The organism is Stenotrophomonas sp. 99219_Sma (assembly GCF_056480785.1).
Map to the genome: position 1 here is coordinate 878,880 of NZ_CM151117.1, position 15,302 is coordinate 894,181.

Here is a 15,302-nt window from a genome sequence, read left to right on the forward strand (position 1 = left end):
AGCGCGAAGCGTGCCGCGAAACGGCGGCCGGGGCAAGGGCCGGCCTTTGGGTAGTGCCGGCCGCTGGCCGGCATCCTGGGCAGATCAGGGTGCTTGCGGTTGCCGGCCAGCGGCCGGCACTACCGGGGTGCGACCGATCCCGAACCAGCCCAGCGTGACACCACACAGCGGACCGATCAGCAGGGCGAAGGCGAGGGTGCCGAGCCCAACATTGCCGCCCAGCCACCAGCCCAGCAGCAGCACGCTGCCCTCGATCAGGCTGCGCACCTTCCAGATCGGCCAGCCGGTGTGGGCATGCAGGCCGGTCATCAGGCCGTCGCGCGGGCCAGGGCCAAGCCTGGCGCCGATGTACAGGCCGGTGGCCAGCGCGACCAGCAGCATGCCCGCGCAGAACATCGCCAGCTGCCAACCAAGGCCGACGGCCGGCGGCAGCAGCCATAGTCCGAACTGCGCGGAGGGGCCGATCAGCATCACGTTGAGAACGGTGCCGACACCCGGTTTCTGCCGCAGCGGCCACCACAGCAGCAACACCAGTGCGCCGATGACATTGGTCGCCAGGCCGAACGACAGCGGCGTCTGCGCGGCGATGCCCTGTGACAGGACATCCCAGGGCGCCACGCCGATGGCCGCACGGATCATCAGCGAGGCGCCGAAGCCGTATAGGAACAGGCCGGTGATCAGTTGCAGCAGGCGCAAGGGCAGGGCGGTGGGCATGGCGGTCTCGGGGGAGAGGAATCTGTTTCCACCGTAATCCCGATTCAGTCACTTCCATAGATACAGATGCCGACCAATCCGCCGCTACAGTGTCGTCGAGCGTGCTCGACTGCTCCTGATGAATCAGTCGAGCACGCTCGACGCTACGATCAGACCGCACGGCCGGGCATGGGCTCGGCTTTACAGCGGCGTTCCAGCTTGGCTCAGTCGCCCCAGCCTGCCAGCGCCAGCTTGCCCACCGTGCGTCCGCTGGCCAGGCGCTGATGCGCGATGTCCAGATTTGCCGCATTGATCGGGCCCAGGCTTTCACTGAGGGTGCCGCGCAGCTGGCCGGCATCGATCATGCTGGCCGTGCGGCTGAGGATGCAGTGCTGCTCGATGCAGTCGGCAGTGGCAAAGCGCGAGCGCGCGAACATGAACTCCCAGTGGATGCCGATGCACTTGGCTTTGTAGGGATCGCCGATGCGCAGCGGCCCACGCGGCTCGACGATCAGGCCCACATGTCCCTGCGGCGCCAGCAGCAGGCCCAGCTCGTCCCAGTAGTGATCGGTGTCGGCCAGGTTGAGTGCGACCTGCACCGTGTCGATGCCCAGCGCCTGCAGCTGGGCCTGAAGTGGTTGCCGGTGGTCGATCACGTGCCGGGCACCCATCTGCCGGCACCAGTCGGCCGAGGCCTCGCGCGACGCCGTGGCGATCACCTCGAAACCCGCATGGCGGGCCAGCTGGATTGCCATCGAGCCGACCCCACCCGCACCGCCGATCACCAGCAGGTGCTGGCCGGCGTGGCGGCGATCGTCCAGCCGCAGCGGCATGCGCTCGAACAGCAGCTCCCAGGCGGTGAGCGTGGTCAGCGGCAGCGCTGCGGCTTCAGCGAAATCCAGCGTGGTTGGCTTGCGCGCGACCAGGCGTTCATCCACCCAGTGGTACTGCGCATTGCAGCCGGGGCGGGTGACATCGCCTGCGTAATAAACCTCGTCACCGGAGGCAAACAGGCTCGCCTCGTCGCCGATTGCCTCGACCACGCCGGCAGCGTCCCAACCCAGCACGCGGGGTGCCTGGAGCGTGGCCGGATCCGTGCTGGCACGCTGCTTGCCATCGACGGGGTTGACTGAAACCGCCTCGACCCGGATCAGCAGGTCACGGCCCCGGGGAGGCAGCGGCGGAGGCAGGTGCATATCGCACAGGGCAGGGGCGGATTCACGACTCAGGGCGACGGCTTTCATCACGGCTCCGGCTGGGTTCGTGGCTCCATCATAAGGTTCCTCACGTTTCCGCAGACGCGCTGAACCGTTTGATGCAGCGCGCCGCGCAATATGTCGTTTTCCCCGCCTAAACCCCGTCAAACCCTTGCAGCATGAGGGTCTTGCGGATTTTCATCATCCTGTATAGGGTTTCAACGTCGGACCGGCGGACGGTCGGGCGCAACACTTCACATGTTACGGGACTGTTAACATGGCCTTCACCCGCCTGAGCATAATGTTCGCGGCGGTGGCGTGCTGAATCGGCTGTCGTACATCGACGCACTTGTGCTGGCCCATGCCTCTACCGGTTTCATACCCCCGAAATAGGAGCTGTACTCAATGAACAAGAAGATCCTTACTGCCGCGCTGCTGGGCGGCCTGGCTTTTGCCCAGGCAGCTTCGGCGCAGGAGTTCGATGACCGCTGGTACCTGACCGGTTCGGCCGGCTTCAACTTCCAGGACAGCGACCGTCTGACCAATGACGCTCCGTTCGTGACCCTGGGCCTGGGCAAGTTCATCAGCCCGAACTGGTCGCTGGACGGTGAGCTGAACTATCAGAACCCGAACTTCGATTCGAACAAGGACCTGAACTGGTCGCAGTACGGCGTCTCGCTGGACCTGCGTCGCCACTTCATCAAGGAAGGCCGCGGCTGGAACCCGTACATCGTCGGTGGCCTGGGCTACCAGAAGTCGGAAGAAGAGTACCCGGCGCTGAATGCCAATGGTCCGCGCCAGCGTAAGGACGGCAACGTTGCCGCCAAGCTGGGCGTCGGCCTGCAGACCACCTTCGAAAAGCGCGTTGCTGTCCGCGCCGAAGTGGCCTACCGCGCTGACTTCGACGACCAGAGCGTTGCCGCTCCGAAGGAAGACTGGTTCGGTGACGTGCTGGCTTCGGTCGGCGTCGTGATCCCGCTGGGCCCGGCTCCGGTCGCGGCTGCTCCGGCTCCGGCTCCGGTTGCCCCGAGCTGCGCCGACCTGGATGACGACGGTGACGGCGTCAACAACTGCGACGACAAGTGCCCGAACTCGCAGCCGGGTCAGACCATCGGTCCGGACGGTTGCCCGGTGCCGGTCTCCATCGACCTGAAGGGCGTCAACTTCGACTTCGACAAGTCGAACCTGCGTCCGGACGCCGTGGCGATCCTGAGCGAAGCCACCGAGATCCTGAAGCGTTACCCGGATCTGCGCGTTGAAGTTGCCGGTCACACCGACTCGAAGGGTACCGACGCTTACAACCAGAAGCTGTCGGAGCGTCGCGCTACCGCCGTGTACAACTACCTGACCAAGAACGGCGTTGACGCCGGTCGCCTGGTTGGCCCGATCGGCTACGGCGAGAGCCGTCCGATTGCTCCGAACACCAACCCGGATGGTTCGGACAACCCGGAAGGTCGCGCCAAGAACCGTCGTACCGAGCTGAACGTCCAGAACTAAGTTCTGACGCTCTGCCAGTAGGACACAGCAGGACCCGGCTTCGGCCGGGTCTTGTTGTTTCCGTAGCCCGGAATCCGCGTGTCCGTCGGTCCGGGAACAACCGTTCGTCGGGTTTTTATCCGTAAAACCAATGAGTTGCCGTATTCATTGAAAGTGGCGCTTGAAAGCTGTCGCGGCATTGCTAAACTCGCCGCGTCACTTCCTTTCCTGGATGCCCTTCATGCTGCGCTCTGCATCGGCCGCCTTCCTGGCGCTGGCCCTGGTTCCCGCCGCCCACGCTGCGGTCGATTGCTCGGTCAACACCAGCGCCTCGCCGCTGCCGTTGCCGGCCACGACCATCGCGCCGGTGGCCGACGAGCTCTACATCCGTGGCAACCAGCTGGGCATGCCGGCCGGCGTGCTGAGCAGCAACTACGATCCGTCGCAGTCGCTGGACCAGGTGCTGCAGCGCCTGCGCATCGATGGTTGCCAGAACATCGCCAAGGCCATTCCGAGCGCCCCGGCAGTGAAGCCGAACGATCCGGCGGCCTACAAGCCGCAGACCGAATTCGACAATACGCCCTGGCGCTTCGACATGAGCCAGAACGGCAAGCGCATGACCGCCGAAGAGTTCGACGCCTGGATGAAGGCGCGTGGCGTGCGTGTGGTCAAGGCGCGTCCGGCTCCGGCCGCCACTCCGGCCCCGGCCGAAGCACCGGCTGAGACCAAGCCGGTCGACAAGAAGTAAGCACCGCGGGGAGCAGAGGCTTGCGCACGCGCCGCCCACCTGCCGCCCCCGCCGCCCGCTCCCACGCACCGCGTGGGCGTGCGACTCCCGCTGCCACAGCCGCCGGTGTCCGTCATGGCCTGGCGCGCGTGCTGTCCAAGGCCGGCGTGTGTTCGCGCAGCGAGGCCGCGCGCTGGATCGCCGATGGCCGCGTGCGCGTCTCCGGCCGCATCGTGCGGGATCCCGAATTCCCGATTGGGCAGCCGGCGCCGCCGATCGAGGTCGATGGCCAGCCGATGGGCGCGCCGCAGCGCCTGTACCTGATGCTCAACAAACCGCGTGGGGTGGTGACCACCGCGCAGGACGAACGTGGCCGCGACACCGTGTACCGCTGCTTCGATGGTGCCGGCCTGCCGTGGATCGCGCCGGTCGGGCGCCTGGACAAGGCCAGTGAAGGGTTGTTGCTGTTCAGCAACGATCCGCAGTGGGCCGCGCGCCTGACCGATCCAGAGACCGGCCCGCAGAAGACCTACCACGTGCAGGTCGACCGCCTGCCCGATGACGCCACGCTGGCGGCCCTGCAGGCCGGCGTGGACGACGAGGGCGAGTTCCTCGTCGCCCAGGCTGTGCGCGTGCTGCGCAGCGGCGATAAGACCGCGTGGCTGGAGGTGGTCCTCGACGAGGGCCGCAACCGCCACATCCGCCGCCTGTTGGCGGCCTTCGACCTGCAGGTGCTGCGCCTGGTCCGGGTCGCGATCGGTGGGCTGCAGCTCGGCGATCTCGGCAAGGGCCAGTGGCGGGTGCTGGAGGTCAGTGACCAGCAGCGGCTGGGGGCCGCTGCACCGGGCTGATCATCGCCCGCGGCCGGCGGTTGCCGGCCACCGTTCCAGGCGTAGGGGGCGTCTGGCTGCTGAATTTCCCGAACGGAGCCTGCCCATGTACCACCCGACCCTCAACCAAACCCTGCGCTGCGCAGGCCTGCTGCTGCCGATGGTGGTGCTGACCGCCTGTGGTGGCCACAAGAAGGTGGCCAAGGCGGAAACGCCGGCCGAGACCCCGGTGGTGGAAGTGAAGACCCCGGAGCTGGATGGTCGCGGCAGCTACCGCTTCCTGATGAGCAACGGCGACAAGAAGATGACCGCCGATGAGTTCGACGCCTGGATGAAGGCCAATGGCATCCGCGTTGCCAAGGGCAACGGCCAGGATGCTGCCGCCAAGCCGGTGGTGGTGGCCAGCAAGGACGAGCCGAAGGGCAAGAAGAAAAAGAAGTGATGCCGGGAAGGTGCCGACCTCGGTCGGCACGCCCTCACGCCCGGTAGGTGCCGACCTTGGTCGGCACGCTTTGGCCGGTGGGGATCAACCCTTGATCACGCCCAGCTCGACACCGATGCGGGTGAACGCATCGATCGCGCGGTCCAGATGCTCGCGACTGTGCGCGGCGCTGATCTGGGTGCGGATGCGGGCCTGGCCCTTGGGCACCACCGGGAAGAAGAAGCCGATCGCGTAGATGCCTTCTTCCAGCAGGCGCTCGGCGAACTTCTGCGCCAGCGGTGCGTCGTACAGCATCACCGGGCTGATCGGGTGTACGCCCGGCTTCACGTCGAAACCGGCGGCGACCATCTTTTCGCGGAAGTAGCGGGTGTTTTCCACCAGGGTGTCGCGCAGATCGTCAGCGGCGGCCAGCATCTCGAACGCTTTGATGCCGGCGGCCACCACATGCGGCGGCAGCGAGTTGGAGAACAGGTACGGGCGCGAACGCTGGCGCAGCAGCTCGATCACCTCGGCGCTGGCGCAGGTGAAGCCGCCCAGTGCACCGCCCATGGCCTTGCCCAGGGTGCCGGTGATGATGTCGATCTTTTCCAGCACGCCCTTCACTTCGGCCGAGCCGCGGCCGGTGGCACCGAGGAAGCCGGTAGCGTGGCATTCGTCGATGTGCACCAGCGCGTTGTACTTCTTCGCCAGCGCGGTGATCTCGTCCAGCGGCGCAATGAAGCCGTCCATCGAGAACACGCCGTCGGTGGTGATCAGCTTGGTCTTGCAGCCGGCGGCGTCGGCGGCCTGCAGCTGGGCTTCCAGGTCGGCCATGTCGCAGTTGGCATAGCGGAAGCGCTTGGCTTTGCACAGGCGCACGCCGTCAATGATCGAGGCGTGGTTCAGCGCATCGGAAATGATCGCGTCGTTCTCGCCGAGCAGCGGCTCGAACAGGCCGCCGTTGGCATCGAAGCAGGCCGCGTACAGGATGGTGTCCTGCTTGCCGAAGAAGTCGGCGATCTGCTTCTCCAGCTGCTTGTGCAGGTCCTGGGTACCACAGATGAAGCGCACCGAGGCCATGCCGAAGCCGTGGGTATCCAGCGCATCCTTGGCGGCCTGGATCAGGTCCGGATGGTCGGCCAGGCCCAGGTAGTTGTTGGCACAGAAGTTCAGCACCTTGCGGCCGTCCTCGAGGGTGATCTCGGCCGACTGCGGGCTGGTGATGATCCGCTCGGACTTGAACAGGCCCTGGGCGCGGATGGCGTCCAGTTCCTCGGCGTAGTGGCGGGTCAGGGCGGAGGAGGCGTCGGTCATGGCGTGGGCACGGCTCTGAACGGGGAAACCGCTGATTCTACCGGGCATCGCCGCTTGCCGACCGGCCCGGATGGGGCATCGCCACGGCCGGCACATGTTGCATCGCAATAGCAAACTGGTTAAAAATTCGTGAACCGGAGCTGTCCCGCTCCGGCCGCTACGCCCGCTCCCCGCCTTCCACGCCACCGCCCCCACCGGAGACGCTCATGAAGCACGCCCGTGCCTGCCTCGCCATTGCCGCTGCCCTGACCCTGGCCGCCCCGTTCGCCGCCAGCGCCCAGGAAAACGAATCGCCGTACAGCTGGAACGTCACCGCTGTTTCCGATTACCTGTTCCGTGGTGTGTCGCAGACCGACGAGGATCCGACCCTGCAGGCCGGTTTCACCTACACCAGCCCGGTTGGCCTGTATGCCGGCGTTTGGGGTTCGGGCGTGGACTTCGGTGCGGGTGATCCGAAGACCGAGGTCGACTACCTGATCGGCTACGGCGTGGACGTCACCGAGCGCGTCAACGTCGACGTGCTGCTGAACCGCTACACCTACCTGAAGTCCAGCCACCAGAACTACAACGAGCTGATCACCACCACCACGCTGGATGACACCTACAAGCTGACGGTGGCCTACACCAACGATGTATGGAACAGCAGCACCGATGGCTGGTACTTCGGCCTGGGCGGCAGCTGGGGCCTGCCGAAGGATTTCACCCTGAATGCCAATGTCGGCCGCAGCACGTTTGAAGACGGCATCGCCAAGGATTACACCGACTGGAATGTCGGCGTTGAGCGCCAGTTCGGAATGGCCAAGGTCGGCCTGGGCTACTACGGTACCGACGGCAACGGCCGCGACAACTCCGGCAAGCTGGCCCACAGCCGCGTGATGCTGAGCGTGGCCATCGGCAAGTAACGCCGCAGGCGTTACCGGTAGTGCCGGCCGCTGGCCGGCAACATCGGGATGGCAAAGAAAAAGGCGCCCATCGGGCGCCTTTTTCAATTTCAAGGTGTGCCGAGCAAGCTCGGCACCCACCCATCGCGCGCGGCGAAGGGTCAATTCCAGCTCAATACAACCTTGCCGGCCTTGCCTTCTTCCATCAGGTCGAAGCCCTTCTGGAAGTCGTCGATCGGCAGCTGGTGGGTCATCACCTTGCCGAGCGGGAAGCCGGACAGCACCAGCTGGGTCATCTTGTACCAGGTCTCGTACATCTTGCGGCCGTAGATGCCCTGCACGGTCAGGCCCTTGAAGATGATCTTGTCCCAGTCGCAGCCGGCGCCCTTGGGCATGATGCCGAGCATGGCGATCTTGCCGCCGTGGTACATGCAGTCGAGCATGTCGTTGAACGCGCGCGGGTTGCCGCTCATTTCCAGGCCGACGTCGAAGCCCTCCATGTGCAGCTCCTTCATCACGTCCTTCAGCGACTGGTTGGCCACGTTGACCACGCGGGTGGCACCCATGTCGGCGGCCAGCTTCAGACGGAAGTCGTTGACGTCGGTCACCACCACGTTGCGTGCACCGATGTGCTTGCAGATGCCGGCGGCGATGATGCCGATCGGGCCGGCGCCAGTGATCAGCACGTCTTCACCGATCACGTTGAACTCCAGCGCGCAATGCGCGGCGTTGCCGTACGGATCGAAGAACGCAGCCAGCTCCGACGGGATCTGGTCCGGGATCGGCCACAGGTTGCTGGCCGGCATCACCATGTATTCGGCGAAGGCGCCGTTGACGTTGACGCCGATGCCGACGGTGTTCGGGCACAGGTGCGGGCGGCCGCCACGGCAGTTGCGGCAGTGGCCGCAGACGATGTGGCCTTCGGCCGAGACGCGCTGGCCGATTTCGTAGCCGGTCACGGCCGAGCCGAGTGCGGCGACGCGACCGACGAATTCGTGGCCGATGGTCAGGCCCGGCTTGATGGTGCGCTGGCTCCACTCGTCCCACAGGTAGATGTGCAGGTCGGTGCCGCAGATCGCGGTCTTCTCCAGCTTGATCAGGACCTCGTTCGGGCCCGGGGTCGGCACCGGAACTTCTTCCAGCCAGATGCCCTTGGCCGCTTCGCGCTTGACCAGGGCCTTCATCGTTTGCTGCGCCATCGGGGTGGAACTCATCAGGGGGAAAGCGCGGATTATAGGGTGCCGCGCGGATTTCCCATGTTGCGCTGCGGGTGCAGTGGCGGAACGAAAGGCGTGTGTTGGCGGGCGTTTCGAACGTGCTGCAAACAGCGGCGCCGCTGCGCTCGCCGGGCATGGCCCGGCGCTACCGGGGAGGGTGCGCGCAAGCGGTAGCGCCGGGCCATGCCCGGCGAAGGGCATCGGTGCGCCCGGCCCATGACTTCCGGGGTTCGGGCCGGGGCAGGGCGGCGGGCTACAATCGAAGGTTCCACTACCAGGGGCCGCTCCATGCGCTCGAACCTGCTTGCATTCTCCATCGTCGCCAGCCTCGGGCTGGCCCAGGTCGCCCATGCCGCTGAAGGCATGTGGGTGCCGCAGCAGCTGCCGGAAATCGCCGGTCCGCTGCAGAAGGCCGGCCTGAAGCTGTCCCCGGAACAACTGTCCAACCTGACCGGCGACCCGATGGGCGCGGTCGTCGCCCTCGGCGGCTGCACCGCCAGCTTCGTCTCGCCGCAGGGCCTGGTGGTCACCAACCACCACTGCGCGTATGGCGCCATCCAGCTGAATTCGACCGCGCAGAAGAACCTGATCAAGGACGGCTTCAACGCGCCGACCCTGAAGGACGAACTGAGCGCCGGCCCGAACGCCCGCGTGTTCGTGCTCGACCAGATCACCGACGTCACCGCCCAGGCCAAGGCCGCCATTGCTGGCGCCGGCAACGATCCGCTGGCCCGCAGCCGCGCGCTGGACGCCTTCGACAAGGCCCAGGTCGCCGCCTGTGAAGCCGATGCCGGCTTCCGCTGCCGCCTGTACAGCTTCTCCGGCGGCAACACCTACCGCCTGTTCCGCAACATGGAAATCAAGGACGTGCGCCTGGTCTACGCGCCCCCGGGCAGCGTCGGCAAGTTCGGCGGCGACGTCGACAACTGGATGTGGCCGCGCCACACCGGCGACTTCTCGTTCTACCGGGCCTATGTGGGCAAGGACGGCAAGCCGGCCGCCTTCGCCGCCGACAACGTGCCGTACCAGCCCAAGCACTTCCTGAAGTTCGCCGACCAGCCGCTGGGCGCAGACGACTTCGTGATGGTGGCCGGCTACCCGGGCCGCACCAACCGCTATGCACTGGCCGGTGAGTTCAACGAAACCGCCAGCTTCACCTACCCGACCATCGCCAAGCACTACAACGCAGTGCTGAAAATGATCGCCGACGCCGGCAAGGCCGACGCCGACGTCAAGGTGAAGTACGCAGCGACCGCCGCCAGCATGAACAACGTGGCCAAGAACTACCTGGGCCAGCTGGAAGGCTTCAAGCGCATCGACGCCGCCGGCCAGAAGCAGGCTGAAGAAGCCGCCGTGCTGGCCTGGCTGAAGAAGCAGGGTGCTGCCGGCAAGCCGGCCCTGGCCGCCCACGCGCAGCTGCTCAAGCATCTGGATACCAGCAAGTCGACCCGCGAACGCGACCTGTTCGTCGGCCAGTTCAACAACACCTCGGCCGTTGGCGCAGCGATCACCCTGTACCGCCTGTCGATCGAACGCAGCAAGCCGGATGCCGAGCGCGAAGCCGGTTACCAGGAACGCGACCTGACCACCATCGAAGGTGGCCTGAAGCAGATGGACCGTCGCTACGTGGCGAAGATGGACCAGCAGCTGCAGACCTACTGGCTGGACCAGTACGTGGCCCTGCCGGCCGCGCAGCGCGACAACGAAGTGCTGAACAAGTGGCTGGCCGGCAGCGATGCCGCTGCGGTCAAGTCGCTGGTGAACAAGCTGGGCGGCACCGAGCTGGGCAGCCTGGACAATCGCCTGAAGTGGTTCAAGGCCGACCGTGCCGCGTTTGAAGCCAGCAGCGATCCGGCCATCCAGTACGCCGTGGCCGTCATGCCGGCACTGCTGAAGCAGGAAGAGCAGAAGAAGATCCGCGAAGGCGAATCACTGACCGCCCGCCCGCTGTACCTGCAGGCCGTGGCCGACTACAAGAAGAGCCAGGGCGAGTTCGTCTATCCGGATGCCAACCTGTCGCTGCGCATCACCTTCGGCAACGTCATGGGCTATGGCAAGGACGGCGTGAAGTACACCCCGTTCACCACCCTGGAAGGCGTGGCGGCGAAGGAAACCGGTGAAGATCCGTTCGATTCGCCGAAGGCGCTGCTCGATGCGGTCAAGGCCAAGCGTTACGGCGGCCTGGAAGACAAGCGCATTGGTTCGGTGCCGGTGAACTTCCTGTCCAACCTGGACATCACCGGCGGCAACTCCGGTTCGCCGGTGCTGGATGCCAACGGCAAGCTGGTCGGCCTGGCCTTCGATGGCAACTGGGAATCGGTCAGCTCCAACTGGGTGTTCGACCCGGTGATGACCCGCATGATCGCCGTCGACAGCCGCTACATGCAGTGGATCATGCAGGAAGTGGCGCCGGCGCCGCAGCTGCTGAAGGAACTGAACCTGGCCAAATAAACCGGTTGAGGTAGTGCCGGCCGCTGGCCGGCAACACCTGCAGATACTGCCGGGCGGTGTATCCACGCATGGCGTGGATCTACTGCAAATCCTGAAACCCCGCGACGTCTGTCGCGGGGTTTTTGTCAGCAGCCTTAAGCGGTTTCCCAGGGAACCGGGCGCCCCATTCCCGACACATCGCTGCCAGCTCCGAGCACCCGACAGTGATTCCAGTAGTCATCTTCCGAGCCCTCAAGGCTGTCGAGATGCAGGCGGACGGATGGGATAGGCCAGCTGTGTTCCATTGCAGCCAGCGCGATCAGCTGCTCGCAAACGTCTTCGTCCGGTGCATCCAATCCGGACAACAAGCGCGTGAATGCTTCATAGAACTCTTCCTCGGGATCGTTCAGGGCGGCAATTTCGTCCATTTCGATTGAAATGAACTCATACGGTGCGTCTTCAATCACCCGCTCGAGCATGTTCACGTACGGAGCAAGATCACCGATACCCTTGAATGCCTGGACGACGCCTGTGCGGCGGCGCCGAAGGGTTTCGAGCACTTTCTGTTTGGGTGCCGAAGGTGCCTGTCCGATCACAACTTCGCCATCGACTTCGAAATCAGCCCGTTGGAAATCCTCGGGCGTGAAAAGCGCAGGCCATAGCAGCGGTATGCAGTAGACATCATTTGCCAGCGTCTGCAAGTCGGAATCGTAGTCGTCGGCAAAACTGGGATAGATGCCCGGCAAGGGGCTGCAGCACAGGTAGGAGCGATTGGACATGGATGGGCCCGCAAAAGCCCAGAGCATGGACATCGGTTGCCAGCAATACCATCAGATTGGTTGCAAATTGAGAAGTGAACGTGGCTGTCCGTTTCGACCTCGTTGGTCGCACTGTGCGCTTGGCTGACCGGCCCGGTGCGCCGAACAGGTATCATCCCTGTTCCGTGGACTTCACAGGATGTGAACGAAACGCGGAAACCTCCTCCCCCAGGACCCCTTGCACGCATGCGCATCCTGCTTGCCCGCCACGGCGAAACGCCGTGGAACGCCGAAGGCCGCTACCAGGGCCAGATCGATATTCCGCTTTCGCCGATCGGTGAAGCCCAGGCCCAGGCACTGGGTGCCCGCCTGGCTTCGGTGGACATCACCCGTGCCGTCGCCTCGCCGCTGTCGCGCGCCCAGCGCACCGCACAGCTGGCGCTTGGCGCCGCGCGTGCCGACATGCTGCTGACCGAGCCGGAGCTGCAGGAAATCGCCCACGGTGAGTGGGAAGGCCTCCTCGCCAGCGAGATCAACGAAAAGGATCCGTCGCGCCTGCAGGCCTGGCGCGAGGAGCCCGATACCGTGCTGATGCCCGGCGGCGAATCGCTGCGCCTGGTGCTGGAACGCAGCTGGCGTGGCCTGGCCCGTGCCACCGAAGGCCTCGGCGAGCACGACACGCTGCTGGTGGTTGCGCACGATGCGGTCAACCGCGTGATCCTGTGCAAGGTGCTGGGCCTGCCGATTTCCCGCCTGTGGACCTTCCGCCAGGCACCGACCACGCTCAACCTGCTCGAAGGCGCCGACCTGGACAGCCTGGAAGTGGTGCGCCTGAACGACTGCGCCCACCACACGCCGTTCTTCGGCGAAGCCAAGCACCGCGCTCTCTGATCCATCCCATCGAACCACCTGTTTCTGCTGGAACCGCTGCCGTGACGAACACCCCGACCACCCTGGCCGATTGGCTGGATTACATTGAACGCCAGCACCCGGCGACTATCGACATGGGACTGGAGCGCGTGCGCACCGTCGCCACCGCGATGGGCCTGGGTGCACCGGCCGGGCGCACCATCGTGGTCGGTGGCACCAACGGCAAGGGTTCCACCGTGGCCTTCATCGAGGCCATCGCGCGTGCTGCCGGCTGGAAGGTCGGCGCGTACACGTCGCCGCACCTGCTGCGCTACAACGAGCGCGTGCGCATCGATGGCCAGGATGTCGACGATGCGGCGCTGGTTGCTGCGTTCAATGCTGTCGAAGCCGCGCGCGGCGACACCACGCTGACCTATTTCGAGTACGGCACGCTCGCTGCGCTGCAGCTGTTCGCCGACGCCGGGCTGGATCTGGCCGTGCTGGAAGTGGGCCTGGGTGGCCGCCTGGATGCGGTCAACATCGTCGACGCCGATGTATCGGTGATCACCACCGTGGACATCGATCACGCCGAATGGCTGGGCGATGACCGCGAAGCGATCGGCACCGAGAAGGCCGGCATCATCCGCGGCTGGAAGCCGGTGATCCTGGGTGAGACCGATCCGCCATCGAGCGTGCTGGCGCGAGCCTACCTGGTCGGTGCCAACGCGATCCGCGGCGGCAGCGACTACTTCTACGAACCGATCGATGCCGAGCGCTGGCGCTGGCGCGATGTCGGTACCCGCCTGGAGCTGCCGACCCCTGCGCTGGCCGGGCCGATCCAGCTGGCCAATGCTGGTGCCGCGATCGCTGCACTGCGTGCGCTGGACAAGCCGGTGCCGCGCGCGGCGTGGGCCGAAGGCGTGGCCGCCGCCCGCATCGCCGGCCGCCTGCAGGCGTTCGAGCGCGATGGCGTGCAGATCCGCGTCGACGTCGGCCACAACCCGCAGGCTGCCGGCCAGCTGGCGCGTGCGCTGAAGGCCGAGGCGGTACCTGGCCGTACCCTGGCGGTGTACGCCGCGTTGCAGGACAAGGACGCGGCGGGCGTGGTGCAGGCGCTGCAGGACGTAGTGGGCGAGTGGACCCTGGCAAGCCTGGATGGCCCGCGCGGGCAGAGCGCGGCGCAGCTGCAGGCACGTCTGGCCGATACCGCTGCCGCCACCGCACAGCTGTCCGGCAGCGTCGAACAGGCCCTGGTGCAGGTGCTGGCCCAGGCCCGGCGTGGCGACCGGGTGCTGGTGTTCGGCTCGTTCCATACCGCCGCCGCGGCCCTGCAGTGGCTGCAGGGCGACGCCTGATCCGCGTTCAGCCAACGCCGACGCCGGCCGGTCCGGCACCCGTATAATCGACGGCAATCTCCGGACAGTTGCCTGCCTCACGTGGATACGCCTCTGAAACAGCGTCTGATTGGTGCCATCGTGCTGGTGGCACTGGCCGTGATTTTCCTGCCGATGCTGGTCAAGGGACCCGCACCCGACAGCGGTGTCGCCAATGTGCCGATCGCCGCGCCGGATGCGCCGGCCGATGGCCAGTTCGAAACCCGTGAGCTGCCGCTGGTCGCCCCGGCCGGTGGTGCCACCGGCCTGCAGACCGGGCAGGCCAAGCCGCTGCAGGAGGCTGCCACGCCGGCTACGCCGCCGACCGTGGACACCTCGCCGGCAGTCGCCGCCGGCAACTATGCGGTCACCTTCGGTGCCTACGGCAGCAAGGCCGACGCCGATGCGGTGATCGCCTACCTGAAGCGCTCGCAGCTGCCGGGCTTCGCCGAAACGGCCACCATCAACGGCCGCCAGGCATGGCGCGTGCGCGTTGGACCTTACGCCGACCGTGCCCAGGCCGAAGCGGCCCGCCTGCAGGCGGTGAAGATCCGTGCGGATGTGAAGGCCGAAGTGATCACCCTGGACGCGGCGGCCGGCAGCAGTACTCCGGTTGCGGCCGCCCCGGCACCGGCTGCGCCGAGCGCCAGCACCCCGTCCGCAGCTGTTGCGCCCTCGGCCAGCGGCAACCCGGTCCGCAGCGAAAGCCTGCCGCCGAGCACGCCAACGGCGACCGCGCCACCGGCCGCCAAGCCGGAACCGCCGAAGCCGGCGCCGAAGCCCGAACCGAAGCCGGAGGCCACCGCCAGCAAGCCGGCGACGGCGCCGACCACACCGGCAGCACCAGCTGCCAGCGGCGTCGGCTTTGCCGTGCAGCTGGGCGCGTTCGGTCAGGCCAACGATGCCAATGCCCTGCGCGACAAGGTTCGTGCCGCTGGTTTCAGCGCTTTCGTCGAGCAGGTGCGCACGGACAAGGGAACCCTGCATCGCGTCCGCGTCGGGCCGGTGGCCAACCGCGCTGACGCCGAGCAGCTGAAGGCGCAGGTCGCCGCCAAGGTCGGCGTGGCCGGCATGGTCCGACCGCACCCATGACCCACGCGCAGCCCCGTTGCCAGCGCCGCCGAAGGAGCGGGGCGC

At 66.3% G+C, this 15,302-nt stretch carries 14 protein-coding genes; 9 read left to right on the forward strand and 5 right to left on the reverse strand.

Going from position 1 to position 15,302, the window contains the following annotated elements; translation table 11 throughout:
- Window positions 1-84: 84 nt before the first annotated feature.
- Both yczE and ACZK13_RS04025 read right to left on the reverse strand, forming a co-directional pair.
- Entirely contained in the window at window positions 85-714 is a 630-nt protein-coding gene (gene yczE / locus ACZK13_RS04020; protein ID WP_253146072.1) for a membrane protein YczE, read from the reverse strand.
- A gap of 203 nt (window positions 715-917) precedes the next feature.
- Window positions 918-1,937: a zinc-binding alcohol dehydrogenase family protein gene (locus tag ACZK13_RS04025; RefSeq protein ID WP_478482276.1), complete on the reverse strand. Its 1,020-nt coding sequence runs from the start codon at window positions 1,935-1,937 to the stop codon at window positions 918-920.
- Window positions 1,938-2,294: 357 nt separating this feature from the next.
- On the opposite strand from ACZK13_RS04025, the gene ACZK13_RS04030 reads away from it, so the two are divergent.
- The 4 genes from ACZK13_RS04030 (at window position 2,295) to ACZK13_RS04045 (ending at window position 5,364) form a co-directional block, all read left to right on the forward strand.
- The gene (locus ACZK13_RS04030) at window positions 2,295-3,386 is read left to right on the forward strand and encodes an OmpA family protein (RefSeq protein WP_010483958.1); all 1,092 of its coding nucleotides are present in this window, start codon (window positions 2,295-2,297) and stop codon (window positions 3,384-3,386) included.
- Window positions 3,387-3,606: 220 nt separating this feature from the next.
- Window positions 3,607-4,113 (forward strand): hypothetical protein, encoded by a 507-nt coding sequence (locus ACZK13_RS04035; RefSeq protein ID WP_010483956.1) that lies wholly within the window; start codon window positions 3,607-3,609, stop codon window positions 4,111-4,113.
- 20 nt (window positions 4,114-4,133) lie between these two features.
- Window positions 4,134-4,943 carry a pseudouridine synthase gene (locus tag ACZK13_RS04040; RefSeq protein ID WP_125895370.1) on the forward strand — a complete coding sequence of 270 codons (810 nt, stop codon included), beginning with the start codon at window positions 4,134-4,136 and terminating at the stop codon, window positions 4,941-4,943.
- An 85-nt stretch (window positions 4,944-5,028) separates the two neighbouring features.
- Window positions 5,029-5,364, forward strand: a complete 336-nt coding sequence (locus tag ACZK13_RS04045) for a hypothetical protein (RefSeq protein ID WP_049422606.1) — start codon at window positions 5,029-5,031, stop codon at window positions 5,362-5,364.
- 84 nt (window positions 5,365-5,448) lie between these two features.
- Here the strand turns inward: ACZK13_RS04045 and kbl are convergent, their stop codons facing one another.
- The gene (gene kbl, locus ACZK13_RS04050) at window positions 5,449-6,657 is read right to left on the reverse strand and encodes a glycine C-acetyltransferase (protein ID WP_005408238.1); all 1,209 of its coding nucleotides are present in this window, start codon (window positions 6,655-6,657) and stop codon (window positions 5,449-5,451) included.
- Window positions 6,658-6,863: 206 nt separating this feature from the next.
- Between kbl and ACZK13_RS04055 the strand changes: the two genes are divergently transcribed.
- Window positions 6,864-7,559 (forward strand): TorF family putative porin, encoded by a 696-nt coding sequence (locus ACZK13_RS04055; protein ID WP_071229157.1) that lies wholly within the window; start codon window positions 6,864-6,866, stop codon window positions 7,557-7,559.
- A gap of 140 nt (window positions 7,560-7,699) precedes the next feature.
- Here the strand turns inward: ACZK13_RS04055 and tdh are convergent, their stop codons facing one another.
- Window positions 7,700-8,722 carry an L-threonine 3-dehydrogenase gene (gene tdh / locus ACZK13_RS04060; RefSeq protein WP_010483949.1) on the reverse strand — a complete coding sequence of 341 codons (1,023 nt, stop codon included), beginning with the start codon at window positions 8,720-8,722 and terminating at the stop codon, window positions 7,700-7,702.
- Between the two features lie 321 nt (window positions 8,723-9,043).
- Here tdh and ACZK13_RS04065 point away from each other — a divergent pair, with 321 nt between their 5' ends.
- Window positions 9,044-11,206, forward strand: a complete 2,163-nt coding sequence (locus ACZK13_RS04065) for a S46 family peptidase (RefSeq protein ID WP_478482277.1) — start codon at window positions 9,044-9,046, stop codon at window positions 11,204-11,206.
- A gap of 134 nt (window positions 11,207-11,340) precedes the next feature.
- Here ACZK13_RS04065 and ACZK13_RS04070 read toward each other — a convergent pair whose 3' ends face one another.
- Window positions 11,341-11,964, reverse strand: a complete 624-nt coding sequence (locus ACZK13_RS04070) for a hypothetical protein (RefSeq protein ID WP_478482278.1) — start codon at window positions 11,962-11,964, stop codon at window positions 11,341-11,343.
- A gap of 225 nt (window positions 11,965-12,189) precedes the next feature.
- On the opposite strand from ACZK13_RS04070, the gene ACZK13_RS04075 reads away from it, so the two are divergent.
- From ACZK13_RS04075 to ACZK13_RS04085, 3 genes are all read left to right on the forward strand, one after another.
- Window positions 12,190-12,834: a histidine phosphatase family protein gene (locus ACZK13_RS04075; protein ID WP_010483945.1), complete on the forward strand. Its 645-nt coding sequence runs from the start codon at window positions 12,190-12,192 to the stop codon at window positions 12,832-12,834.
- A 41-nt stretch (window positions 12,835-12,875) separates the two neighbouring features.
- Window positions 12,876-14,147 carry a bifunctional tetrahydrofolate synthase/dihydrofolate synthase gene (folC, locus tag ACZK13_RS04080; protein ID WP_478482279.1) on the forward strand — a complete coding sequence of 424 codons (1,272 nt, stop codon included), beginning with the start codon at window positions 12,876-12,878 and terminating at the stop codon, window positions 14,145-14,147.
- 81 nt (window positions 14,148-14,228) lie between these two features.
- A complete protein-coding gene (locus ACZK13_RS04085) occupies window positions 14,229-15,257 on the forward strand; it encodes an SPOR domain-containing protein (protein ID WP_125895367.1) in 1,029 nt (342 codons plus the stop codon).
- Window positions 15,258-15,302 lie beyond the last annotated feature (45 nt).

What these genes read in the sequence shown, in the direction of transcription:
- yczE (WP_253146072.1), bottom strand. Translation starts at nt 714, where the DNA reads ATGCCCACCGCCCTGCCCTTGCGCCTGCTGCAACTGATCACCGGCCTG.
- ACZK13_RS04025 (WP_478482276.1), bottom strand. Translation starts at nt 1,937, where the DNA reads ATGAAAGCCGTCGCCCTGAGTCGTGAATCCGCCCCTGCCCTGTGCGAT.
- ACZK13_RS04030 (WP_010483958.1), top strand. Translation starts at nt 2,295, where the DNA reads ATGAACAAGAAGATCCTTACTGCCGCGCTGCTGGGCGGCCTGGCTTTT.
- ACZK13_RS04035 (WP_010483956.1), top strand. Translation starts at nt 3,607, where the DNA reads ATGCTGCGCTCTGCATCGGCCGCCTTCCTGGCGCTGGCCCTGGTTCCC.
- ACZK13_RS04045 (WP_049422606.1), top strand. Translation starts at nt 5,029, where the DNA reads ATGTACCACCCGACCCTCAACCAAACCCTGCGCTGCGCAGGCCTGCTG.
- kbl (WP_005408238.1), bottom strand. Translation starts at nt 6,657, where the DNA reads ATGACCGACGCCTCCTCCGCCCTGACCCGCCACTACGCCGAGGAACTG.
- ACZK13_RS04055 (WP_071229157.1), top strand. Translation starts at nt 6,864, where the DNA reads ATGAAGCACGCCCGTGCCTGCCTCGCCATTGCCGCTGCCCTGACCCTG.
- tdh (WP_010483949.1), bottom strand. Translation starts at nt 8,722, where the DNA reads ATGAAGGCCCTGGTCAAGCGCGAAGCGGCCAAGGGCATCTGGCTGGAA.
- ACZK13_RS04065 (WP_478482277.1), top strand. Translation starts at nt 9,044, where the DNA reads ATGCGCTCGAACCTGCTTGCATTCTCCATCGTCGCCAGCCTCGGGCTG.
- ACZK13_RS04070 (WP_478482278.1), bottom strand. Translation starts at nt 11,964, where the DNA reads ATGTCCAATCGCTCCTACCTGTGCTGCAGCCCCTTGCCGGGCATCTAT.
- ACZK13_RS04075 (WP_010483945.1), top strand. Translation starts at nt 12,190, where the DNA reads ATGCGCATCCTGCTTGCCCGCCACGGCGAAACGCCGTGGAACGCCGAA.